The sequence below is a fragment of the Brachybacterium sp. NBEC-018 genome, assembly GCF_024860185.1.
Classification (GTDB): Bacteria; Actinomycetota; Actinomycetes; order Actinomycetales; family Dermabacteraceae; genus Brachybacterium; species Brachybacterium rhamnosum.
In genome coordinates, this window is record NZ_CP100650.1 from 2,982,891 (window position 1) to 3,006,199 (window position 23,309).

The 23,309-nt window shown below is 73.6% G+C and carries 22 protein-coding genes; 9 read left to right on the forward strand and 13 right to left on the reverse strand.

The features are described 5' to 3' along the window. Positions 1–19: 19 nt before the first annotated feature. From NLU66_RS13545 to NLU66_RS13565, 5 genes are all read right to left on the reverse strand, one after another. Complete coding sequence (locus tag NLU66_RS13545) at positions 20–937, reverse strand: inositol monophosphatase family protein (RefSeq protein ID WP_259360166.1); 918 nt, start codon at positions 935–937, stop codon at positions 20–22. A gap of 23 nt (positions 938–960) precedes the next feature. Then, the gene (locus tag NLU66_RS13550) at positions 961–2,286 is read right to left on the reverse strand and encodes a D-arabinono-1,4-lactone oxidase (RefSeq protein WP_259360167.1); all 1,326 of its coding nucleotides are present in this window, start codon (positions 2,284–2,286) and stop codon (positions 961–963) included. 41 nt (positions 2,287–2,327) lie between these two features. Next, positions 2,328–3,563, reverse strand: a complete 1,236-nt coding sequence (locus NLU66_RS13555; RefSeq protein ID WP_259360168.1) for an alanine racemase — start codon at positions 3,561–3,563, stop codon at positions 2,328–2,330. Between the two features lie 26 nt (positions 3,564–3,589). Continuing rightward, on the reverse strand, positions 3,590–4,456 hold the full coding sequence (locus NLU66_RS13560) for a hypothetical protein (RefSeq protein ID WP_259360169.1): 867 nt from the start codon (positions 4,454–4,456) through the stop codon (positions 3,590–3,592). Positions 4,457–4,579: 123 nt separating this feature from the next. Further along, positions 4,580–5,227 (reverse strand): GNAT family N-acetyltransferase, encoded by a 648-nt coding sequence (locus NLU66_RS13565; RefSeq protein WP_259360170.1) that lies wholly within the window; start codon positions 5,225–5,227, stop codon positions 4,580–4,582. 38 nt (positions 5,228–5,265) lie between these two features. Here NLU66_RS13565 and NLU66_RS13570 point away from each other — a divergent pair, with 38 nt between their 5' ends. From NLU66_RS13570 to NLU66_RS13595, 6 genes are all read left to right on the forward strand, one after another. Next, positions 5,266–5,967, forward strand: coding sequence for a 5-formyltetrahydrofolate cyclo-ligase (locus NLU66_RS13570; RefSeq protein WP_259360171.1), 702 nt, complete (start codon positions 5,266–5,268; stop codon positions 5,965–5,967). A gap of 68 nt (positions 5,968–6,035) precedes the next feature. Beyond that, positions 6,036–6,365, forward strand: a complete 330-nt coding sequence (locus NLU66_RS13575) for an FmdB family zinc ribbon protein (protein WP_259360172.1) — start codon at positions 6,036–6,038, stop codon at positions 6,363–6,365. Positions 6,366–6,493: 128 nt separating this feature from the next. Next, positions 6,494–7,141, forward strand: coding sequence for an SAF domain-containing protein (locus NLU66_RS13580; protein WP_259360173.1), 648 nt, complete (start codon positions 6,494–6,496; stop codon positions 7,139–7,141). Between the two features lie 48 nt (positions 7,142–7,189). Then, positions 7,190–7,591 (forward strand): large conductance mechanosensitive channel protein MscL, encoded by a 402-nt coding sequence (mscL, locus tag NLU66_RS13585; RefSeq protein ID WP_259360174.1) that lies wholly within the window; start codon positions 7,190–7,192, stop codon positions 7,589–7,591. Positions 7,592–7,704: 113 nt separating this feature from the next. Beyond that, positions 7,705–8,595, forward strand: coding sequence for an A/G-specific adenine glycosylase (locus NLU66_RS13590; RefSeq protein WP_259360175.1), 891 nt, complete (start codon positions 7,705–7,707; stop codon positions 8,593–8,595). 18 nt (positions 8,596–8,613) lie between these two features. Further along, positions 8,614–10,260 carry a SulP family inorganic anion transporter gene (locus NLU66_RS13595; protein WP_259362597.1) on the forward strand — a complete coding sequence of 549 codons (1,647 nt, stop codon included), beginning with the start codon at positions 8,614–8,616 and terminating at the stop codon, positions 10,258–10,260. A gap of 39 nt (positions 10,261–10,299) precedes the next feature. Here the strand turns inward: NLU66_RS13595 and NLU66_RS13600 are convergent, their stop codons facing one another. From NLU66_RS13600 to NLU66_RS13610, 3 genes are all read right to left on the reverse strand, one after another. After that, the gene (locus NLU66_RS13600) at positions 10,300–10,797 is read right to left on the reverse strand and encodes an amino-acid N-acetyltransferase (RefSeq protein ID WP_259360176.1); all 498 of its coding nucleotides are present in this window, start codon (positions 10,795–10,797) and stop codon (positions 10,300–10,302) included. Next, complete coding sequence (locus tag NLU66_RS13605) at positions 10,794–11,603, reverse strand: DedA family protein (RefSeq protein ID WP_259360177.1); 810 nt, start codon at positions 11,601–11,603, stop codon at positions 10,794–10,796. The genes NLU66_RS13600 and NLU66_RS13605 overlap by 4 nt, the downstream gene beginning before the upstream one ends. Positions 11,604–11,689: 86 nt before the next feature. Then, entirely contained in the window at positions 11,690–14,281 is a 2,592-nt protein-coding gene (locus NLU66_RS13610) for an ATP-dependent Clp protease ATP-binding subunit (protein WP_259360178.1), read from the reverse strand. A 183-nt stretch (positions 14,282–14,464) separates the two neighbouring features. On the opposite strand from NLU66_RS13610, the gene NLU66_RS13615 reads away from it, so the two are divergent. Then, complete coding sequence (locus NLU66_RS13615) at positions 14,465–15,271, forward strand: FadR/GntR family transcriptional regulator (RefSeq protein WP_259360179.1); 807 nt, start codon at positions 14,465–14,467, stop codon at positions 15,269–15,271. A gap of 48 nt (positions 15,272–15,319) precedes the next feature. Here NLU66_RS13615 and NLU66_RS13620 read toward each other — a convergent pair whose 3' ends face one another. The 5 genes from NLU66_RS13620 to NLU66_RS13640 all read right to left on the reverse strand — a co-directional run bounded on the left by NLU66_RS13620 (position 15,320) and on the right by NLU66_RS13640 (position 20,195). Beyond that, a complete protein-coding gene (locus tag NLU66_RS13620; protein ID WP_259360180.1) occupies positions 15,320–16,258 on the reverse strand; it encodes an amidohydrolase family protein in 939 nt (312 codons plus the stop codon). Further along, entirely contained in the window at positions 16,251–17,177 is a 927-nt protein-coding gene (locus tag NLU66_RS13625; protein WP_259360181.1) for an aldo/keto reductase, read from the reverse strand. The genes NLU66_RS13620 and NLU66_RS13625 overlap by 8 nt, the downstream gene beginning before the upstream one ends. Positions 17,178–17,242: 65 nt before the next feature. Next, positions 17,243–17,581 carry an L-rhamnose mutarotase gene (locus tag NLU66_RS13630; RefSeq protein ID WP_259360182.1) on the reverse strand — a complete coding sequence of 113 codons (339 nt, stop codon included), beginning with the start codon at positions 17,579–17,581 and terminating at the stop codon, positions 17,243–17,245. Next, positions 17,578–18,897, reverse strand: a complete 1,320-nt coding sequence (locus tag NLU66_RS13635) for an alpha-L-fucosidase (protein ID WP_259360183.1) — start codon at positions 18,895–18,897, stop codon at positions 17,578–17,580. The genes NLU66_RS13630 and NLU66_RS13635 overlap by 4 nt, the downstream gene beginning before the upstream one ends. Next, on the reverse strand, positions 18,894–20,195 hold the full coding sequence (locus tag NLU66_RS13640; protein WP_259360184.1) for an enolase C-terminal domain-like protein: 1,302 nt from the start codon (positions 20,193–20,195) through the stop codon (positions 18,894–18,896). The genes NLU66_RS13635 and NLU66_RS13640 overlap by 4 nt, the downstream gene beginning before the upstream one ends. A gap of 298 nt (positions 20,196–20,493) precedes the next feature. On the opposite strand from NLU66_RS13640, the gene NLU66_RS13645 reads away from it, so the two are divergent. Next, positions 20,494–22,323, forward strand: coding sequence for an extracellular solute-binding protein (locus NLU66_RS13645; RefSeq protein ID WP_259360185.1), 1,830 nt, complete (start codon positions 20,494–20,496; stop codon positions 22,321–22,323). Between the two features lie 38 nt (positions 22,324–22,361). After that, the gene (locus tag NLU66_RS13650) at positions 22,362–23,309 is read left to right on the forward strand and encodes a carbohydrate ABC transporter permease (RefSeq protein ID WP_259360186.1); all 948 of its coding nucleotides are present in this window, start codon (positions 22,362–22,364) and stop codon (positions 23,307–23,309) included.

A 23,309-nucleotide genomic window follows, 5' to 3' on the forward strand; every position in this document is an offset into this window, starting at 1 on the left:
CAGCCGCCGTTGACGAGGATCACACGTGCGCGCTCGGTGCGCCGGCGGCCCGTGCCTCGCGCGCCGCCTGCAGCTCGTCCTGCAGGCGGTCGAAGACCTCGATCCGCTCCTGGCCGGTGCAGGCCACGTACGCGGGCTGGTGGTGCGCGGGGAGCCGGGCGTCGCCCAGCGCGGGCCAGGTGCGCAGGGACCCGCCGGCGCGCTCGAGGATGTGGAAGCCGGCGGCGACGTCCCAGGCGTTGATGGAGCCGAGGCCGGTGGCGTCCGCCCAGCCGGCGGCGACGTAGGCGAGCTCGATCGCGGCGGAGCCCAGATGGCGCACGGCGGAGACTCCCACGTGCAGATCGGTCGCGGCGCGGGCGGCGACCTCCGGCTCCTCCTCGATGATGCGCTGGCTCGGGAACCCGGTGACGAGCAGGGCGTCCGCCGCGGCGTGGGTGGCCCGCGGCGTGATCTCGCGGCCGTTGAGCGCGGCGGGGCCGTCGGCCGCGGTGAAGACCTGCTCGAGGATCGGCACGTCGATCACCCCGGCGACGAGGCGCTCCTGCTCCCCCGCGCCGACGGCCACGCCGATCGAGACGCAGAACAGCGGCAGCCCCGCGGCGAAGTTGCTCGTGCCGTCGATCGGGTCGACGTAGAAGCTGACCTGCTCCGGGCCGGCCTGGGCGGCGGTGCGCTCGCCGCCCTCCTCCCCCACGATCCGGCAGCTCGGCAGCGCCGCGCGCAGGGAGGCGACGATGATCTCCTCGCTGCGCTTGTCGTGCTCGGTGACGATGTCGTGGCTGGACGTCTTGTACTCGCGGGCGAGGTGGTCGCGGTCCAGGGAGCGGATGTACTCGGCGGCCTCGTGGGCGGCGGCGACGGCGATCGCGAGCAGCTCCTGCGGGGCGGGCACGGCGGGGACGGTGGGCGCGGGGGCGGGGGTCTCGGCGTTCATCACCGCCAGCCTACGAGTCCAGCTCAGGGACGGGAACCGGCTCCCAGCAGGTGGCGCAGGTAGGGGGTGAGGAGCAGGCCCTGCGGGTCCGCCGCGGCGCGCACGGCGGTGAAGTCCGCGAGGCGCGGGTGGAGGGCGCGAAGCTCCCGCGCGCCGAGCCAGTGCATCTTGCCCCAGTGCGGCCGGGCGGCGAAGGGGGCGAGGGTGCGCTGGACGAGCAGGAGGTAGGGGCCGGGGTCCTCGCGGTGGTAGCGGTGCGCGGCGAGGTAGACGGTGTCGCGGCCGTGGGCGGTGGAGAGCCAGACGTCGTCCGCGGCGGCGCGGCGGATCTCGAGCGGGAAGGTGACCCGCACGCGCTCCTGCTCGAAGCGGCGGCGCAGCGCCGTGAAGGCCTCCTCAAAGCGCTCCGCGGGGATCGCCCACTCCGACTCGTGGAAGCGCACGCGGCGCGGGGCGGCGTAGACGGCGGCTGAGTCGTCGGTCATCGGGGACCCGGCGAAGACCCGGGAGGCGATCTCGCCGACGGGCCTGCTGAGCACCGGGACCGTGCTCGCCGCGCGGCACAGCAGCTCCCAGGCGCCGTTGCCGAGCACCTCCCGCTGCAGGAGGTCCGCGGCACGGCCGGGCCGGTGCACGGGGGCGTCGGCGGGCAGGCGCGTGCTGCTGCGCACGGTCGCGCGGTCGGTGCGCGGGAACCAGAAGAACTCGTGGTGGTCGACGGCGGAGGACTGCTCGAGGAACCCGCCGACGGTCTCCGCGAGCGGGCGCGTCGCCTCGGTGAGCGCGAGCCGGTAGCGGGGCACGCATTGCAGCGTCACCTCGAGCACCACCCCGATCGCGCCGAGGCCCAGGCGAGCGGCGTGGAACAGGTCCGGGTCGCGCTGCGGGGAGGTCTCGACGACGGAGCCGTCGGCGAGGGCGAGGCGGAGCGCGCGCACGGTGCCGGAGAAGCCGGTGAAGGCGGCGCCGGTGCCGTGGGTGCCGGTCTGTATCGCGCCGGCGATCGACTGCCGGTCGATGTCGCCCATGATCTCGAGGGCGAGGCCGTGGGGTGCGAGGAGGCCGGCGACCTCCCACAGCCGGGTGCCGCCGCGCAGGGTCACGAGGCCCGTCGTGGGATCCGCGGCGACGAGGCCCCGGTGCCGGTCCAGGGAGACGAGCACGCCGTCGGTCGCGGCGAGCGGCGTGAAGGAGTGCCCGCCGCCCACGACCCGCAGCGTGGTGCCGAGCGTGCGGGCGAGGGTGATCGCGTCGAAGACCTCCTCCTCGCTGCCGGGCGTGAGCACCTGCTGCGGGGCCCAGCGGTGGGCGCCGCTCCAGGTGCGGTGCGGGACGGGCGGCATGCGCATGCGGGGCTCCTTCGCTCCGGGACGGTCGGGAGGTCAGCGGCTCACAGGAACGCGGCGCCCTCGCCGCGGTAGGTGGGCAGCCACCCCTGGACGCGGATCGGGTCCGCGTCGGTGCCCGCCCCCGCCACGAGCACGTAGCCGCTGATGTGCTCGGCGGGCTCGCCGGCCTTCGCATGGCGCAGCCACACGGTGTCCCCCACCCGGAGCCGCTCGGCGGCGGGGCCGAGGACGGGCGTCTGCACCTCGCCCGCGGCCTCCTGCGGGGCGAAGCGCAACCCCTCGGGGTGCGCGATGGTGGGCAGGCGGTCCTCTCCGGGCGGCCCGCTCGCCACCCACCCGCCGCCCAGCAGCGTCGCGACCTCCCGCGCGGGCCGACGGACCACGGAGAGCCCGAGGTGGAGGGCGGGGCGCGGGGTGAAGTCGCGGTAGCGATCGAACAGGCCGGGGCCGATGAGCCCGGACCCGGCGGCGACCTCCGTGACGGCGGGCTCCGCGGCGGTGGACTCGAGCGAGCCGGTGCCGCCGCCGTTGACGAGCTCGAGCTCGGCCACCTCGCGCACCGCCGCGACCGCCTCGGCGCGCCGACGGGCGACATCGGGCCTCGACAGCCGCTTCATCGTGCGGACGGCGGCGCCGTAGGGGCCGCGGGCCGTGTCGGTGACCCCGGCGATCTGCCCCTCGTAGGCCATCATCCCCACGAGCCGAAGCGCGGGCCGGGCGGCGATCTCCCGGGCGAGGGCCGCGGCCTGTGCGGCGGTGCGCACCGGGGAGCGGTGGGCGCCGAAGCGCAGCCCGGGCGCGGGCGCGTAGGAGACGTCGAGCTCGATCGCGACGCGCAGCGGCGGCCGGTCGCGCCCGGGGCGGAGGTCCCTCGTCGCGGCGACGAGCAGGTCCAGCTGGGCGGTCTCGTCGACCATGAGGGTCACGGCTTCGAGGGCGCCGGGGTGGGCGCACAGGCGCCGGATCCCCTCGATCTCCGCCGTGGGGTACGCGAGCAGCACGTCGTCGAATCCGCGCTGCACGAGCCAGAGGGCTTCGGGGAGGGTGAAGGCGAGCACGCCGCGCGTCGCCGGATGGGCGAGGGCCCGCTCGAGCAGGCCACGCACGCGCAGGGACTTCGAGGCGACACGGATCGGGGTGCCGCCCGCGCGGCGGGCGAGGTCCTCGAGGTTCGTGTCGAAGGCGTCGAGGTCGAGGACGGCGATCGGCCGCTCGCGGAACCCCTCCTCGTCGAGGGCGCGGGCGATCGCGGCGATCCGCGGGCCGGCGGTGGTCATCGGGTGACCCGGGCGGTGGGGCGGGCTCAGGCCCGACGGCGGGCGAGGACCTCGTCGAGGCCCAGGTCCATCGCGGGGGCGGTGGTGACCTCGTCCGCCGCCTCGATCGCCTCGACGCCGTCGCGCTCGAGCGGCACGGCCGAGGCCCGTAGGGACTCGCGGTGCGCGGCGTGGCGGCTCGCGAGGTCCTCGACCTCGCCGCGCAGGGCGTAGGTGGGGCGGGGAACGGGCCGCGGCGTCCACTCACCGGGGGCGGAGACGTGCTCCTGGGCGCGCTCGGCGGTGTCCTCGAGGGCCGTGCGCGCGGGGAGCTCCGGGGCGGGGCGCGGCGCGGCGGGCGCGGGCCGCTGGGCACGGGCGGCGGCCTCGGCGCGATCGGACTCCTCGAGGCGGGCGAGCGCGGCGGCGCGACGGGCGCGGGTGCGGCGCTCGAGCTCGGCCCGGCGCAGTCCCACCAGGTACCCGCCGAGCACGACGGCCGCGAGCAGCGGGAGCACCCAGTGGACGGCGCCGAGCACGGCGCCGGCGGTGAGGCCCAGCACGGCGAGGCCGAGCACCACGAGCGCGGCCTTCATGGCGCCGCGGCGGCGGGTGCCCTCGACGAGCGGATCCACCCGCTCCCCCGGCGTCGCGTCGAAGCGGGGGCGGCTGGTGGGATCGGCGGGACGCAGCAGCAGACGGTCCTGGCTCATGGGGGGACTCACCTCACGGGACGTACGGCGGGAGTGGACGGCCGCGGAGAGGTCACGGGACTTCGCGTCGACGGGAGCGGACTCGGTCCGGCGGGCTCGGCCCATCACGTCGCGGCGGCCGGCGGTGCGCGGCAGGGCGTACAGCACCCACAGCAGCAGCAGGAGGGCGAACAGCACGGCGCCGAGGTTGATGGACTCCACGAGGACCAGCGTAATGACACTCTTGTGATTCAGCTGGTCACGCGCTGGGCGTGTCGGGCATCGAATCGACCGGACGGGCCGTCGGCCGCCCGCTCCCGCGCCGCCGGCGCGCTGCGGGCCCGCTCAGGCGAGGCGCCGCGCGTGCGGCGGGTGCTCGCGGTGCAGGCGCGCGAGGATGCCCTTCCCACCGCGGGGATCGTGCTCCTCGCCGATCGCCCCGGCCTCCTCCGCGGTCATCGCGAAGACGAGGTGGTCGCGCCAGGCGCCGTCGACGTGGATCGCGCCGCGCCGCAGTCCCTCCTCGCGCAGGTGGAGCTTCTCGACCACGCGCAGGCTGGCCGTGTTCTCCGGGCGCACGGTCATCTCGACCCGGTGCATGGCCATCTCGACGAACAGGTGGTCCATGAGCAGCGCGGCGGCGCGCGGCACGTAGCCGCGGCCCGCGGCGCCCTGGTCGATCCAGTAGCCCAGCACGGCGGTGCGCAGCGCCCCGTACTGGAGCGGACCCGCGGTGATCTGCCCGAGCAGGCGACCGTCGACGGTGATGACGAGCGGCACGGCGAGCCCCTGCCGGGCCTGCGACTCGCTCCATCGGCGCAGCGCCGTGAAGCCCGGCGGGCGGCCGGGCCGGGTGGGGTCGGTCGCGTCCCAGGGACGGAGCCACTCGTGGTTGCGGGCGCGCAGGCCCTCGTGGACGAAGCGGTCCCGACGGCGCAGCGGACGCAGGACGAGCTCCTCGTCGCGCAGGGTCAGCGGCCACACGTGCACCATCGCGCCATCGTAGACGCGATCTGTGTCACCCTGGCGCGATGGTGGACGACAGCGGCACGGGCGAGCCCAGGCACGGCGCGGAGGGCGGCGAGGACGCACCGCAGGAGGCCAAGCGGCGACTGCGCCGTGCCGTGCGCGCCGCACGCCGCGCACGCTATGCCGGGGAGGAGGGAGCCCGGCGGCGCGAGGAGGAGGCCTCACGGATCCTCGCGGGCGCCTCCGGCATCATCGCCGAGGTCACGGCGGCCGTCGCGCGCGCGGACCGGGAGCCCGTCCTCGTCGCCTGCTTCCGCCCGCTCCCCACCGAGGCGGACGTCATGCCGCTCGCCCTCGCTCTCGCGGAGGCGGGCGCGGGGGTCCTCTTCCCCGTCGCGACCGGAGGGGAGGAGCTCGACTGGGTCCGGTGGGACGGGGACGAGACGGCCTTCACCCCCTCCCCTGCGGGGGGATTCGGGGCGGAGCCCACCGGGGACCGTCTCGGCCCGGGCGCGCTCGCCACGACGCACCTCGTGCTCGCCCCTGCGCTCGCGGTGGACCGCTCGGGGACGCGGCTCGGGCACGGCGGCGGGTACTACGACCGGGCGCTCGCCCCGGCGGCGCGGGTCCGCGTGGTCGCCGTCGTGCATCCGGCCGAGCTCCTCGCCGCGGGATCGCTGCCCCGGGAGAGCTTCGACCGGCCGGTCGCCGAGGTGCTCACGGCGGAGGGTCTCGAGCGCGTGGGGGACGGCACAGGGGAGTGAGCACGTCGCGGTCGTAGAATCGACCCGGCCCCGAGGCCGGGGCCCCAGCTCATCCCGGAGGATCCCGCGTGCCCACCTATGTCTACGCCTGCAAGAACTGCGGTCACCGCTTCGAGAAGTACCAGTCCTTCTCCGAGGACTCCCTCGTGACGTGCCCCGAGTGCGCGCAGGACGCGCTGCGCAAGGTCTTCGACTCCGTGGGCGTGGTCTTCAAGGGCTCCGGCTTCTACTCGACCGACGCGAAGTCCGCTGGCGCGAGCACCGGTCCCGCGAGCTCCTCGGAGAGCGGCTCCACCTCGAGCGCCCCGGCGCCGGCCACACCCGCCCCGAGCATCTCCGCGCCGGCCGCCGCGAGCTCGAGCAGCTCCTCGTCCTCCTCGCAGGCCGCCTCCTCCTGATCCGCAGGAGCCCGGGCGCGGCCCATCGGCGCCGAGGGGCGTGAGGGTCTCTCCTCCCCATCACCGCCCCGTCCACAGCGGGCCGACGGGCGGCCGTCGCGCGCCCCGCGCCGCCCTACGGTGCGGGCATGCTCCCGAGGATCCGTGCCCGTCTCCCGCTCTGGCGCCGCGCCCTGCGCCGCCGGCGTCGCCTGCTCCTGCTGCTGCTCGCCGCGGCGCTCACCGCGACCGCGCTGCCCGGCATCGCCGCGGCCGTGGTCCCGCCGGGCGCGCGCGGCACGGAGGTCGTGGTCGCCGCCCGGGATCTCGACCCGGCGCAGCCCCTGACCTCGGCGGATCTCACCACCGTGCGCGTCGCGGATCAGCTCGTGCCGCCGGGAGCCGTCTCCGACCCGGCCGCGCTGCTGGGGAGCCGCACCGCCCTCGCGGTCCCCGCGGGCACCGCGCTCCAGCCCGCCCTGATGCGCGGGGGCGCGGTTAGCGGCCCCGCGAGCGGCGAGGCGCTCATGGTCGTCGACGCGCCGGCCGCGCTGGCCGCGCACCTGGCGACCGGCACGACGCTCGAGATCCTCGCACCGGATCCCGAGAGCGGGCTCGCCCGGCGTGTCCCCGCGCGGGTGGTCGAAGTGACCGACGGGTCATCGACGGGTGCACCGATCGCCGGCACCGGGGGCGCCGGCACGGTCGAGCTGCTCGTGGCGGTGGGACGGGAGGAGTCCGACGACCTCGCCGCCGCGCAGCGTGGCGGATGGTTGACGGTCTCGGTCGTCGGCTAGAGTCCCCACCGATACCCCCGTCCCCTCCCCCAGCAAAGGATGAGACCCATGAAGGGCTTCAAGGACTTCGTGATGCAGGGCAACGTCATCGATCTCGCCGTCGGCGTGGTCATCGGCGGCGCCTTCACCGCGCTCGTGACCGGCTTCGTCGACTACATCATCAACCCGGTCGTCGCCGCGGCCGGCGGCTCCGGCAGCATCGGCCTGGGCTACCAGATCATCGACGGCAACGAGAACACGTTCATCAACGTCGGCGCGCTGATCTCCGCGATCATCACCTTCCTCATCACGGCCGCGGTCGTGTACTTCGTCTTCGTGCTGCCCATCAACCGGGCCCGCGAGTTCGCGAACCGCAACAAGCCGGCCGAGGTCGAGTCGGCTCCCGAGGACATCGTCCTCCTCACCGAGATCCGTGACGCCCTGCGCACGAACTCGACCCCCCAGGCCTGATCGACGCGATCGGCCCGGTCCGCTCCGCGGACCGACCCCCACGGCGGGGCGGGACCTCCGGGTCCCGCCCCGCCGTCGTGCGTGCAGGGGCCGCAGCGGTGTACGGTCCCGAGGTGCCCGTGACCCCCGCCCCGCTCACGACCGGTGCGGTCGACGCCGTCCTCGCCTGGTACGAGCAGTCCGCACGGGAGCTCCCGTGGCGCCTCCCGGAGGCCGGCGCCTGGGGAATCCTCGTCTCCGAGATCATGCTCCAGCAGACCCCGGTCGTGCGGGTCCTCCCCCGCTGGATCGACTGGATGGCCCGCTGGCCCACCCCGGCGGACCTCGCCGCCGCGCCGACCGCCGACGTGCTGCGGGCGTGGGACAGGCTCGGCTATCCCCGCCGCGCGCTGCGCCTCCAGGACTGCGCCCGTGCGATCGTCCGCGAGCACGGCGGCGTGGTGCCCCGCGGGGAGGACGCCCTGCGCGCCCTGCCCGGGATCGGCGAGTACACCGCGGCGGCCGTCACCGCCTTCGCCCATCGCGACCGCGCCGTCGTCGCGGACACCAACGTGCGCCGGGTGATCGCCCGCGCCGTCCAGGGCGACCCGCTCCCCGCGCGCTCCTACACCGCCGCCGAGCGTGCCCGGATCACCGCCTCGGTGCCCGAGGACGTCCCCCGCTCCGTGCGCTGGAACCAGGCCGTCATGGAGCTCGGGGCGCTCGTGTGCACCGCCCGCTCCCCGCGCTGCGAGCAGTGCCCGCTCGCCGCGCACTCCTGCGCCTGGGTCGCGGCGGGGAGGCCCGAGCCCGAGCCCGGGGCCCGCCGCACCCAGGCCTTCGCCGGCACCGACCGCGAGATGCGCGGACTGATCATGGCGCAGCTGCGGGAGCACGGCGCCGTCGCCGTCACCGCGCTCGACGCGCTCGATACCGCCGACCCGGCCCGCGTCGCACGCTGCCTGGCCTCGCTGCTCGCGGACGGCCTCGCCGTGCGCGAGGGCGATCAGGCACGCCTCCCCTGAGGCTCCGCCCCCGCCGCGCTGCGGCACGCCCTCACCCTGCTCCCCGGCCCCGGCGAGTACCGCGACCTGCGCCGCACCTGGAGGGGCGACCTCCTCGCCGGCGTGACCGTCGGCATCGTCGCGCTCCCCCTCGCCCTCGGCTTCGGCGTCAGCTCCGGGCTCACCGCCGAGCAGGGCCTCGTCACCGCGATCGTCGCCGGCGTGCTCGCCGCGGTGCTCGGCGGATCGAACGTGCAGGTCTCCGGTCCCACCGGCGCGATGGTCGTCGTGCTCGTCCCGATCGTCGCGGAGCGGGGACCCGGAGCGGTCGCCGCCGTCACCCTCCTCGCCGGGCTGATCGTGCTGCTCGCCGGGGTGCTGCGTCTGGGCCGTGTCATCGGCATCATCCCCTGGCCGGTCATCGAGGGCTTCACCCTCGGCATCGCGGTGACGATCTTCCTCCAGCAGCTGCCGCTGCTGACCTCCGCTCAGCGCGCCGGGCCGGGGGAGCTCTCCTCCCAGGCGATCATCGCCACCGGTCAGACCCTCGCCGCCGCCGATCCCCGGTACCTGCTGTGGGCCCTCGGCGCGGTCGCCGTGGTCGTCACCTGCATGGTCCTCGCACCGCGGCTGCACCCCTCGATCCCGGGCTCCCTCCTCGGCATCGCCGTCGTCGCCGTCCTGGCGGCGCTGCTGCCCTCGCCGCTCGCCCTCATCGGGACCATCCCCTCGACGCTCCCCTCGCCGTCGCTGCCGACTCTCGACCTCACGACCGCGCGCGCCCTGCTGCCCGCCGCGGCGACCGTCGCCGCGCTCGCCGCGATCGAGTCGCTGCTGAGCGCGCGCGTCGCCGCCGGCCTCGCCGACACCGGCGACGACGACCCGGACCGCGAGCTCGTGGGCCAGGGGGTCGCCTCCCTCGGCGCGAGCCTCGTGGGCGGCATGCCGGCGACCGGCGCGATCGCCCGCACCTCGGTGAACATCCGCTCGGGAGCCCGCAGCCGGCTCGCCGCGATCGTGCATGCGCTCGTGCTGCTCGCCGTGGTGCTCGTCGCCGCCGGACCCGTGGGGCGGATCCCGCTCGCGGCCCTCGCCGGGGTGCTCATGCTGACGGCGGTGCGGATGGTGCACCTGGCCACCGTGCGCACCCTCCTGCGCTCCACCCGGTCCGACGGCCTCACCTTCGTGATCACGACGCTGATCACCATCTCCTTCGACCTCATCGCCGCGGTGCTGATCGGGGTGGTGCTCGCGGCGGTCCTCGCGCTGCGCTCGCTCTCGCGCACCACCGAGGTGACGATCGAGCCGATCAGCACCGAGCGGGCGCTGCCCGGCGACGAGGAGATCATCCAGGTGCGGCTGCGCGGGCCGCTGTTCTTCGTCTCCGCGGATCGCGTCCACGCGAAGGTCATGGGGATGGGGCACACGACGGTGGTCATCCTGCGCATGTCCGGTCTCGAGCTCGTCGACGCCTCGGGCGCGCGGATCCTCTCCGATCTCGTCACCGGTCTCGAGCGGCGCGGCATCACCGTGCTCGTCAAGGGCGTGCGCCCCGAGCACACGGCGCTGCTGCGGCAGGTGGGGGTGCTCTCCGCGCTGCGGCACCGCCGGCACCTGTTCGCCGAGCTGGACCCGGCGATCGACCATGCCCGCTCGCACGTGGAGCGGGCCCGCGCGGCCCGGTGAGGCCGCGGGCGACGACTCCGCCGTCGCCGTGGCCGGCGGTCAGAGGTGGACGATCATCCGGGTGTTGCCGAGGGTGTTGGGCTTGACGCGGGCGAGGTCGAGGAACTCGGCGATGCCCTCGTCCGGGGAGCGCAGCAGCTGGCTGTACAGCTCCGGGTCCACGACCTCCTCCATCTCCTCGAAGCCGTGGCGGGAGAAGAACTCCGTCTCGAAGGTCAGGCAGAACACGCGGGACAGGCCCAGGTCCCGGGCGCGCTGCAGCAGCGCCTCGAGCATCCGGTGGCCGGTGCCGGTGCCGCGCAGGGCGTCGCTCACGGCGAGGGTGCGCACCTCGGCGAGGTCCTCCCACATGACGTGCAGCGCCCCGCAGCCGACGACCGTCCCGTCCTCGTCGACGGCGACCAGGAACTCCTGGACCGCCTCGTAGAAGGAGACGAGGTCCTTGCCCAGCAGGATCCCGCCGTGAGCGAGCGGCTCCACGAGCGCGTTGATGCCGCGGACGTCGGCCGGCAGGGCGAGACGGATCGAGATGGTCACGGACGGGTCTCCTCGGGGGACGAGCTGGGGTCGGCGCCGGGGGCGACGAGGTGCCCGGTGCGGTCGGCATCGATCCCGGCATCGGTGCCGGCACCGGCGGCGTCCTCGGACGGGGTGCCGGCGGCGTCGTCGGCCCCGGGGGCGCCCTCCTCGGCGGCACGACGGTCGGCGCGCCGGTCGAGCACCCGGTGGACGGCATTGATGACGCGCTCGACGACGAGCGCGAGGACCACCGCGGCGATGAGCGCGACGGTGATCGCGAGCAGGTGGTTGTCCTCGAACCAGGCGCCCGCGAGGGAGCCGATCGCGCACGAGTACACGGCCCACACGAAGGTCGAGAGCAGCGAGCGCGGCCAGAACTCGCGGTGCGGGTAGCGCACTGCCCCGGCCACGAGGTTCACGGCGGTGCGGCCGAAGGGGATGTAGCGCGCCGTCATGAGGAAGATCAGCGCGCGCCGCTGCAGGCCGCGATCGGCGGCCTCGACCGCCCGGCGGCCCTTGCCCTCGCGCAGGAAGCGGAAGCGCTGCCAGCCGATGGTCCGCCCCAGCAGGTAGCCGAGGTTGTCACCGGTCCAGGCACCGAGCCAGGCGGCCAGGCCCACGAGGATGATCGACGGGCGGCCCGAGGAGGCCCACAGCGAGGAGAGCGTGACGATCGTCGACTCGCTGGGCACGGACGGGAAGAAGCCGTCGAACGCGGCGAAGAGGTACACCATCAGGTGCACCCACCAGGCGTCGGCGACGCCGAGGATCCACTCCTCGAGGATTCCCGAGAGGTGGAGCACCTGGTCCAGGAAGTGCTGCACGGGCTGCCGCTCGCTTCCCCGGGCGCGTGCCCGGATTGAGGACGGGCCGGCCCCCGCCCCGGAGGGTGGGGACCGGCCCGCGGCGATCAGGAGGCGTTGGCCTCCGCGCTGTCGGAGGAGTCCGCGTCCGTGCGCCCGTCGGCGTCCGGATGCGCGACCTCGTCCGACCGCGCCTCGGTCATCCGCTCCACGTCGATGGTGTCGCTGATCGGCTCGAGGGAGCCGTCCTCACCGCGACGGGAGAAGGTGAGCTCCCCGAGCAGTCCCTCGCCCTGCGCGTCGACGACGATCTCGTCGCCCACCCGCACCTGGCCGAAGAGGATCTTCTCGGACAGCACGTCCTCGATGTCCCGCTGGATGGTGCGGCGCAGCGGCCGGGCGCCCAGCACCGGGTCGTAGCCCTTCTCCGCGAGGAGGGCCTTCGCCGGGGCGGTGAGCGCGAGGCTCATCTCCTTCTCCTCGAGGCGGGTCTCGAGCTTCGCGACCATGAGGTCCACGATCTCGACGATCTCCGACTGCGAGAGCTGCGGGAACACGACCACGTCGTCGACGCGGTTGAGGAACTCGGGCTTGAAGTGCTGCTTGAGCTCCTCGTGGACCTTCGACTTCATCCGCTCGTAGTCCGTGGACAGGTCGCCGCCGGCCTGGAAGCCCATCGACACGCCCTTGGCGATGTCGCGGGTGCCCAGGTTGGTGGTCATGATGATGACGGTGTTCTTGAAGTCGACCACCCGGCCCTGCGAGTCGGTGAGGCGACCGTCCTCGAGGATCTGCAGGAGCGAGTTGAAGATGTCCACGTGGGCCTTCTCCACCTCGTCGAACAGCACGACGCTGAACGGCTTGCGGCGCACCTTCTCGGTGAGCTGGCCGCCCTCGTCGTAGCCGACGTACCCGGGGGGCGAGCCGAACAGGCGCGAGGCCGTGTGCTTCTCGCCGAACTCGGACATGTCCAGCTGGATGAGGGAGTCCTCGTCGCCGAAGAGGAACTCGGCGAGGGCCTTGGCCAGCTCGGTCTTGCCGACGCCCGTGGGGCCGGCGAAGATGAACGAGCCGCCGGGGCGCTTGGGATCCTTCAGACCCGCACGCGTGCGGCGGATCGCCTGGGACAGCGCCTTGATGGCCTCGTCCTGGCCGATGACGCGCTTGTGCAGCTCGTCCTCCATGTGGAGCAGCCGCGAGGACTCCTCCTCGGTGAGCTTGACGATCGGGATGCCCGTCGAGGCCGCGAGGACCTCGGCGATGACCTCCTCGGAGACGGTCGTGACGGCGTCGGACTCGCCGTGGCGCCAGGCCTTCTCCTTCTCGTCGCGCTCGGTCTTGAGCTTCTGCTCCTCGTCGCGGAGGCTCGCGGCGAGCTCGAAGTCCTGCCCGTCGATCGCCTCCTCCTTCTTCTTCCGCGTCTCCTCGATGCGGGTGTCGAAGGCCTTGAGCTCCGGCGGGGCGGTGAGGCGGCGGATGCGCAGGCGCGCGCCGGCCTCGTCGATCAGGTCGATCGCCTTGTCCGGGAGGAAGCGGTCGTTGACGTAGCGGTCCGCGAGGTTCGCGGCGGCGACGAGTGCGCTGTCGGTGATGGTCACCTTGTGGTGCGCCTCGTAGCGGTCCCGCAGGCCCTTGAGGATCTCGATGGTGTGGACGATCGAGGGCTCGTCCACCGTGATCGGCTGGAAGCGGCGCTCGAGGGCCGCGTCCTTCTCGATGTGCTTGCGGTACTCCTCGAGCGTGGTCGCACCGATGGTCTGCAGCTCGCCGCGGGCGAGCATCGGCTTGAGGATGCTGGCCGCGTCGATCGCGCCCTCGGCGGCACCGGCCCCGACGAGGGTGTGGATCTCGTCGATGAACAGGATGATGTCGCCGCGGGTGCGGATCTCCTTGAGCACCTTCTTCAGGCGCTCCTCGAAGTCGCCGCGGTAGCGGGAGCCCGCCACGAGGGAGCCGAGGTCGAGCGTGTAGAGCTGCTTGTCCTTGAGCGTCTCGGGGACGTCCCCGGCGACGATGGACTGGGCGAGGCCCTCGACGACGGCGCTCTTGCCGACGCCCGGCTCACCGATCAGCACCGGGTTGTTCTTGGTGCGGCGGCTGAGCACCTGCATGACGCGCTCGGCCTCGTGCTCGCGCCCGATCACGGGGTCGAGGTTGCCCTCGCGCGCGGCCTGGGTGAGGTTGCGGCCGAACTGATCCAGCACGAGCGATCCGGCGGGCTGGCCCTCGGCGGGGCCGCCGGCGGCGGCCGGCTCCTTGCCCTGGTAGCCGGAGAGGCGCTCGATGACCTCCTGGCGCACGGCGGCGGGCTCGGCCTTCAGGCGGGACAGGACCTTGACGGCCGTCCCCTCGCCCTCGCGCAGCAGACCCAGCAGGATGTGCTCGGTGCCGATGTAGTTGTGGCCCAGCTGCAGCGCCTCGCGCAGGGACAGCTCGAGCACCTTCTTCGCCCGGGGCGTGAAGGGGATGTGCCCGCTCGGCGTCTGGTTGCCCTCGCCGATGATGTCGCGCACCTGCTCGCGGACGGCGTCGAGCGTGACACCGAGGGCCTCGAGGGCCTTCGCGCCCACGCCCTCGTTCTCGTGGATCAGGCCGAGCAGGATGTGCTCGGTGCCGATGTAGTTGTGGTTGAGCAGGCGAGCCTCGTCCTGTGCCAGGACGACGACGCGGCGGGCCCGGTCGGTGAACCGTTCGAACATGGTCCTCCCCCATTCGTGGTGGTGATGGATCGAGACTACGCGCGAATCCCGGAGGGGTCAGTGCTGTTCGCCGCGGGCGTGACGACGCCGTCGCGCCTGTGCCCCGCCTGTGTGCGTCGAGCTCCCGGCACTAGGATCCGAGGGGTCGGCCCTCCCCCGCCCCCGACCCCAGGAGAGACCCTGATGACGGCAGCGCTCGCGGTGACCGATCGTGCGATCGAGGCGATCCGCCGGATGATCCAGTCCGGGGAGCTCGCCCCCGGTGACCGCCTCCCCCCGGAGAAGGAGCTCGCCGAGGGGATCGGCGTGAGCCGCAATTCGCTGCGCGAGGCGGTCAAGGCGCTGTCCGTGATCCGCGTGCTCGACGTGCGCCAGGGCGACGGCACCTATGTCACGTCCCTCGCCCCGGACCTCCTCGTGGAGTCCCTCGCCTTCATGCTGGACCTCCATCAGGGCTCGGCCGAGGGGCAGATCCTCGAGGTGCGCCGCCTCCTCGAGCCGACGGCCGTGGAGCAGGCCTGCCCGGCCCTGACGGCGGAGGACCTCGCGGAGCTCGAGCGGCTCACGGTGGGACTCGGCGGGGCGTCCGACGTCGAGGAGCTCGTCGCCTCGGACATCGCCTTCCACCGGCTGATCGTCTCCCGCTGCCCGAACGCGTATCTCCGCTCGATGCTCGACGGTCTCGCGAGCGCCACCTCCCGGGCCCGGGTCTGGCGCGGCATCACGGAGGACGACGCCGTCGAGCGGACGGTCGCCGAGCACCGTCGGATCCTCGACGCGCTGCACAGCGGACGCGGTGACCTCGCCCGCGTGCACGCGGCCGCGCACATCGCCGGGGTCGAGAGCTGGGTGCACCGCACGGCGACCGGCGCGGTCCCGGGGCCCGGCACCGCCGTGTCCGACACTGCCGTGTCCGACACTGACGCGTCCGACACCGCCGCGTCCGACGCCACCGGCTCCGATGCCACGGGGTCCGACAGCGCCGACTGAGCACGACCGCCCTCGCCCCCGGGGCACGGCGGCTGCTCCCTCCCCTGCTCAGCCCTCCCCGCGGCGCCGGTACACGCGCGTCGCCGTCCCGTGCAGCACCTGCTCCGCCACGTCGGCGCCGCGCGAGCGCACGAGGTCGATCAGGGGCGCGAACGCGCTCCCGGTCGTGAAGGGCTCCGGGGCGATCGGCCAGTCGCTGCCGATCATCAGGCGCTCCGGGCCGAACAGCTCGAGGGCGAGGTCCAGCACCCGCTCGAGCTGGCCCGCGCGCGGACCTGAACCGCTGGTGCGGAGCCCGGAGACCTTGGCGACGGTGCCGGGCGCCGCAGCGAAGGCGCGCAGCCGCCGCTCCCACTCCTCCAGGGGGCCGCCCTCCCCCGCATCCCCGAGCGGGGGCTTGCCGAGGTGGTCGAGCACGACGGTGAGGCCCGGGACCTCGTGGGCGAGGGTCGTCGCCTGCCCGAGATGGCGGGGGAAGGCGTCGGGCACGTCGAGCGCGAGGCCCGCCTCGGCGACGAGCGCGAGGCTGCGGCGCACCGCGGGCCGATCCAGCATTCCCGGGTCGGGGTCGTCGTGGACGAGCGCCCGCACGCCGACGGTGCGCGGCAGGGCGCGGGGGTCCTCGAGGATCCGGGCGACGGCGGCGGGGTCCTCGAGCGGGAGCCAGGCGACGACGTCCGCCCGTCGGACGGCCGAGGGATCCGCCTCGATCGCGGCGGCGGCCGTCTCGAGCTCGCGGGTCTGGGCGAGGGAGTCCTCCGCCTGGACGAGCACCACGCGCGTGACGCCGAGACCGACGAGCCCGGCCGCGGCCTGCGACCAGCGGGCGTCGCGGCGCAGCGCCGGCGGGGCGTGCTCGAGCCAGCCGAAGCGACCGGGCGCGCGCTCCCAGAGGTGCAGGTGGCCGTCGGCGATCGGCCCCTCGGCCGAGGACGGGTCGTCGTCCGGGGGCGGGCCGACGGGAGGGGCGGCGTCGGGGTCAGGCACCGATCTGCTCCCAGAGCTCCTCGGGGACCCGCGCCGCGGCGCGGGCGAGGTTCTCACGCACCTGGCGCGCGGTGCGCATGCCGAGCACCACGGTGGTGATCGCCGGGTGCCGCAGCGGGTGCTGGATCGCGAGGTCCGGCAGCTCGATCCCGTGGAGCTCGGCGGCCGCGGCGAGGGTGCGGGCCCGCTCGAGCATCTCCCGGGGGGCGGCGCCGTACTCGTAGGTGGCGTCGTCGGGCACGGTGGGCCGGGCCAGGATCCCGGAGTTGAAGACCGAGACCGCGACGACCTCGACCCCGCGCGCGAGGCAGGCGGGGAGCAGCGCCGCGGCGGCCGGCTGCTCGAGCAGCGTGTATCTCCCCGAGAGCATGACCTGGTCGACGAGCCCGGTGCCGACGGCGCGCAGCAGCACGTCGACGTCCTTGGAGCCGACGCCCACCCGGCTGACGAGCCCCTCCTCGCGCATCGCCGCGAGGGCGGGGAGCGCCTCGGCGAGCGCCTGCTCGGTGGGGCCCTCCTCGGGGTCGTGGAGGTAGAGCGTGTCGACGCGGTCGGTGCCGAGCCGCTCGAGGGACTCCTCGTGGCTGCGCCGCACGCCCTGCTCGCTCATGTCCCAGACGCGCTCGAGGTCGTCGGGCACGGCGAAGCCGTTCTCGAGGTCGTCCCCTCCCCCGCGGCCGGGGCGCAGCAGCCGCCCCACCTTGGTGGAGAGGAGCAGCTCGTCGCGCGGGAGGCCGGCCAGCAGCGCCCCGAGCCGGCGCTCGCTCGTGCCGAGACCGTAGTGGGGTGCGGTGTCGAACAGGCGGATGCCGCCCTCCCAGGCGGCCTCGACGGCGCCGCGGGCCTCCGCGTCGGTGGTGCGGCGGTAGAGGTTGCCGAGCTGGGCCGCGCCGAAGCCCATCGTGGGCATCGCAGGCATCGCTGGCCCTGTCGGCCCTGTCGGCCCTGTCGGCCCCGTCGGCCCCGTCGGCCGCAGCGTCCCGCTCATGCCTGCTCCGTCGGGGGTGTGGCGGGCAGGGACCAGACGTGCTCGATGCCGTCGTCCTCGGCGTCGTAGGAGTCCGCGACCTCGAGGAAGCGGTTGATGTGCTCCTGCCAGCGCTGGTTCGCGGGATCCGCGGCGAGCGTGCGGCGCATGGCCGTGTAGTCCTCGACCTCGACGAGGTGGAAGAGGTCGCGGCCGTCGCGCCAGATCCGCCAGCCGTGCACGCCCGCGCGGCGCAGCGCGGCGTCGAGCTCCGGGGGCACGACCGCGTGCTCCCGCACGTAGTCGGCCTCCGCTCCCTCGGCGATCCGGGTGTGCAGGGCGATGGTGCGCGTCATGCGCGGGCCTCGGGCTCGAGGCGGATCTCGAGCACGGGCAGGAGCACCTCCGGCCGGCGGATCGGCAGCGTGAAGGTCACCGTGCCGGGGGCGAGACCGTCGATGGCCATGTTGTCGTGCACCGAGTGCTCGGGCTGCTCCGTCACGCGGAAGGCGACCTCGGAGCCGTCGTGCAGCAGCCGCGCCGCCCGCACGCCGCCCGGCAGGCCGGTCAGATGCAGGTTCTGCATCGGCCACGCGGTGAGGTGCACGTAGAGCCGGTCACCGCGCCGGGTGAGGATCGTGCCCTGCGGGGCCTCGATCCCGCGGGCCGGCCCCGCCCCGTGCACCGCGTCCCCGTGCAGGTGCATCCAGTCGCCGATCTCCCCGAGCAGCGCCAGGTCCTCGCGACGCAGCCCGCCGCGGCCGTCGGGGCCGACGTTCAGCAGCATCGACCCGTTCTTGCCGACGGAGTCCACGAGCATGCGCAGCACGAGGTCCGCGCTCTTGAAGTCGTGGTTGTCGCGGTCGTAGCCCCACGAGCCGTTCGTGGTCTGGCAGGACTCCCAGCGCACCTCCTGGCCGTCCGGCCCCACCATCGGGCCGACGGGCTGGTACTGCTCGGGGGTGACGAGGTCGCCGGGCAGCCCGAGGCGGTCGTTGACGATGATGCCCGGCTGGAGCTCGCGCACGAGGGCGAGCAGCCGCTCGCTGTCCCAGTCCTCGGGGCCCTTGCCGCCCTCACCGGGGTAGGTGAAGTCGAAGAACAGGTAGTCGACCGTGCCGTAGCCGGTCAGCAGCTCGCGCACCTGCCCGTGGAGGTACTCGCGGTAGCGGGCCATGTCGCGGCCCGCGTCGAGCGCCGCACGGTCGGGGTGCTCGCGCAGCGGGTGGACGCGGTCGATCGTGAAGTCCTCGTGGTGCCAGTCGATGAGCGAGTGGTAGAAGCCGACCTTCAGCCCCTCCTCCCGCAGCGCGGCGACGAACTCCGCGACGAGGTCGCGGCCGCAGGCCCGGACGGAGGTGTAGTCGGTGAGCGCGCTGTCCCACAGGCAGAAGCCCTCGTGGTGCTTCGTGGTGAGGACGGCGTACCGCATCCCCGCCGCGCGGGCCGCCCGGGCGATCGCCCGGGCGTCGAAGCGGTCGGGGTCGAACAGCTCGGCGTAGCGCTCGTAGTCCTCGGGGGTGCGCTGCTCGCGGGACATCACCCACTCGTGGCGGGCGGGGATCGCGTAGAGGCCGAAGTGGATGAACAGGCCGAAGCGGCCGAGGTCGAACCAGGCCCGCGGATCGGCGTGCTCGTCCTGCGGGGTCGGGGCGGGGGCGGTGGTGCTCATCGGAGGAGTCCTCTCCAGACGGGGCCGTCGGGGAATCGGTGGGTGCTGAGGGAGTCGGGGAGCATGCGGGCGCCGGCGCCCGGGAGGAGCGGGGCGCGGTAGCGGCCCGCCTCGATGATCGCGGGTTCGACGAAGTGCTCGTGGAGGTGGTCCACGTACTCGATGCGCCGGTCCTGCATCGTGCCGCTGATGGCGACGTAGTCGAGCATCGCGAGGTGCTGGACCATCTCGCAGAGGCCGACGCCGCCGGCGTGGGGGCAGACCGGCACGTCGAACCTCGCGGCGAGCAGCAGGATCGCGAGGTTCTCGTGCACGCCGCCCACGCGGGTCGCGTCGATCTGGACGACGTCCACCGCCCCGGCCTGCAGGAGCTGCTTGAACATCACGCGGTTGTGGACGTGCTCCCCGGTCGCGACCCGGATCGGGGCGATGCGTCGCCGGATCTCGGCGTGGGCGAGCACGTCGTCCGGGCTCGTGGGCTCCTCGATCCAGTAGGGCGAGGCGGGGGCGAGCGCCTCCATCGCCGCGACGGCCTCGGCGACGCCCCAGCGCTGGTTCGCGTCGGCCGCGATCGGGAAGTCCTCGCCGAGGACCCGCCGGGCGATGCCGAAGCGGCGGAGGTCGTCCGCGGGGTCCCCGCCGACCTTGAGCTTGACCATGTCGAAGCCCTCGTCGCGGGCCTCGCGCAGCAAGCGCTCCATCTTCTCGTCGGTGTAGCCGAGCCAACCGGGGGTGGTCGTGTAGGCCGGATACCCCTCCGCGCGGAGCCGCGCGATCCGCTCCGCGCGGCCGGGCGCGGAGCGCTCGAGGATCTCGAGCGCCTCCTCGCGGGTCATCGCGTCCTCGAGGTAGCGGAGGTCGACGAGGTCCACGAGCTCCTCCGGGGACAGCTCGGCGAGCAGGAGCCAGAGCGGCTTGCCCTCACGCATGCAGCGGAGGTCCCAGAGCGCGTTGACGACGGCCCCGATCGCCATCTGCATGACGCCCTTCTCGGGGCCGAGCCATCGCAGCTGCGAGTCCTCGATCATCGCGGCGCCGGCCCGGCCGATGCCGTCGAGCACCTCGTCGACGTCCCGCCCGACCAGGTGGTGGGAGAGCGCCCGGATCGCCTCGCCCTGCACGTCGTTGCCGCGCCCGATCGTGAACACGAGGCTCGCGCCGCTCTCGCCGGAGGAGGTCCTCAGCTCGAGGTAGGCGGCGGAGTAGTCCGGGTCCTGGTTCATCGCGTCGGATCCGTCGAGGGACTGCGAGGTCGGGAAGCGGACGTCGGTGACGTCGAGGGACGTGAAGGTGGGCATCGACAGGCTTCCTGGCAGGAGTGGCGGTCTCGCCGGGTCGCGGTCGACACCGATCCGCAGACCTCGGATGTCTCAGGACACTACTGGACAGGCGTGGACCGGGCAAGGGTCTCGGCACCCCCTCCGGACATTCCTGTCGTCACCCTTGTCGTGCGAGGCCATCGGCGGATCCCGGCTCACCTCGGAAGGCACACCGCCATCACTCCTCCGATGAATGCTTGCCCCAGTGGTCGGGTGTATGTCATATTCCGTGAGTCGTCGATCACACCCTGCTCCCCGCTGACGAAGGAGTCCCGCCATGAGCAGAACCGACCCTCGCCCCACCCCGCCCGGAGCCCCGGAGGCCCCCGACTGCCCCGCGTGCGATGCCGCGCCGCCCGCGTCCCCCCTGCGCCGCCGCGCGTTCCTGAGCCGCTCCGCGCTGCTCGGCGCCGCCGTGGCCGGCGCGCCGGCGGTCCTCGCCGGATGCGGCGGCGGGAGCGGCGGCGGGACCGGGACCGCCGAGGACGACTACGTCCCGGGCAGCGCGGAGCTCGCGGTCGAGATCGCGCCCGAGACCCCGGGCGTCCTCTACCCCGAGGGCTACGTGGGGCCGAAGGCGCGGGACCTCGAGCCGTTCGGGGACGGGACCACCGAGTTCACGATCCTCTCGCAGGTCGACCCGGACATGGACATGGCCACCAACGCCTACTCGGAGCTGCTCGAGGAGACGACCGGCGTGAAGGTCTCCTACGTGACGGTCCCCGCGGGCGAGGACGGCCGGACCAAGGTCAACGCGATCGTCGCCGGCGGCGACCTGCCCCATGCGCTGATGGTCGGCCAGGACATCTTCACCCCGTCGGAGATCAGCATCTACGGGCAGCAGGGCATGTTCCTGCCGCTGGACCGGCTGATCGACGAGAACGCCCCGCACGTGCTCGACATGTTCGCCTCCTTCCCGGACGTGCGGAAGCAGTACACCTCCCCGGACGGCCGGATGTACGCCGTGCCCTCGATGAACGACTGCTACCACTGCAAGGCCGCGAACGTGCGCACGTGGATCAACAGCCGATGGCTGGACGGGGTCGGCGCGACCGCCCCGGAGTCCCTCGAGGAGTTCGAGACCCTCATGGACGAGTTCCGCGGCTACTCGGGGAAGCCCGAGGGGTCCGCGCTCGTCACCACCTCCGCGGAGACGATGCCGAACCTGCTGCAGTTCTTCCTCGGCTCGTTCCTGGAGATGCCCGAGCTGTGGGTGCGACGCCGCGGGGAGAAGCTCGAGTGGATCCACCAGGACCCCGCCTTCCGCGAGGGGATCATCTGGCTCCAGGGGCAGTTCGCCGCCGGCAACCTCGACGCCGGGATGTTCGCGAACACGCCCGAGCAGTACCAGAAGCTGGGCGACGCGAAGGACGGCCCGCGGTTCGGCATCGCCTACGGCTACTCGACCTTCCACTTCGCGGCGAGCGTCGACTACGCCGACCCGGACAACGTCGGCCGGATCATGACGCCCATGGCACCGATGTCCGGCCCCTCCGGCGTGCGGACCCTCCAGTGGGACCACTTCTCCTACGGCTACCCGAACTTCGTGATCACCCCGGACTGCCCGGACCCCGTGCAGCTGATCCGCTGGGCGGACCACCAGTTCGAGCTCACGCTCACCAACTCCCTGCGGGGGCGCCGGGGCGTCGGCTGGGACTGGGCGACCGAGGGCCAGAAGGGCATCGACGGCCGGCAGGCCGTCTACCAGATGCTCCCCACCCCGGAGGACGCCACCAATCAGGGCTGGCGCGAGTGGGGACCGCTCTACAAGTCCACGGACCAGCGGCACGGCGAGGCGATCCTCGACGAGACCCCCTCCGGGGAGCCGATCCTCTACGCGGGCACGCAGCTCGTCGAGCCCTTCGCGACGGCGAAGGAGAGCGGCGTCCCCCCGCTCGTCTACGACCTCGACCAGTCGGCGCAGATCGGCGAGATCGAGACGAACCTCGAGAACCACTTCACGCAGTCCATGGCGGACTTCGGGACGGGGAGGAAGGACGCGGCCGACGACGCCGACTGGGACGCGTACATCACGACCGCGACCTCGATCGGCGTGGAGACCTACGTGCAGATCAAGCAGGCCGCCTACGACGCCCTGAACCCGTGATCGCCCCGCCCACCGTCCCCCGCAGGAAGGACCGCTCCATGGCAGCCCCCGCGATCACGTCGCCGCCCGCGACGTCCCGCCCGGCGACGACCCGTCACATCAGGGAGCCGCGGTCCGACCGCGCGCTGAACGTGGTCCTGATCGTCCTGCTGGCCCTGTTCACGCTCACGATCCTCTACCCCTTCGTGTACATCGTCAGCGCCTCCCTCTCCGACCCCGCCGCGGTCTCCTCCGGCGAGATGTGGCTGTGGCCCGTCGGCTTCGGCTTCGACGCCTACCAGGCCGTCCTCGACTACCCCGCGATCACCCGCGGCTTCCTCAACTCGCTGCTGTACTCGGGCTCGGCGATGCTCATCGGCACCGCGGTGACCGTGACCGGCGGGTACGCCCTCTCCCGCTCCGACCTCGTGGGGCGCAACCTCTTCACCCTCGTCTTCGTGCTCACGATGCTCTTCTCCGGCGGCATGATCCCCACCTATCTGGTGGTCCAGCAGCTCGGGATGCTCAACACGATCTGGGCGATGATCCTGCCCGGCGCCGTGAGCGTCTGGCAGCTCATCGTCACCCGCACCTTCTTCCAGACGACGATCCCCCACGAGCTCCTCGAGTGCTCCCGCATCGACGGCGCGAGCGACATGCGCTTCTTCCTCCGGATCGTGCTGCCGCTGTCCAAGCCGATCCTCGCCGTGAACCTCCTGCTCTACGGCGTCGCGACCTGGAACGCCTACTTCAACGGCCTCATCTACCTCACCGACGAGAGCCTCTACCCGCTCCAGCTGGTGATGCGGAACATCCTGCTCGAGAACACCTTCGACCCCTCCAAGATGGCCAACGCGGACCCCGAGCGCATCGCCGAGATGCAGCAGCTCGCGGACAAGCTCAAGTACGCCCTGATCATCATCGCCTCGATCCCCCCGCTCATCGCCTACCCGTTCGTGCAGAAGCACTTCGTCAAGGGCATGATGATCGGCTCCCTGAAGGGTTGA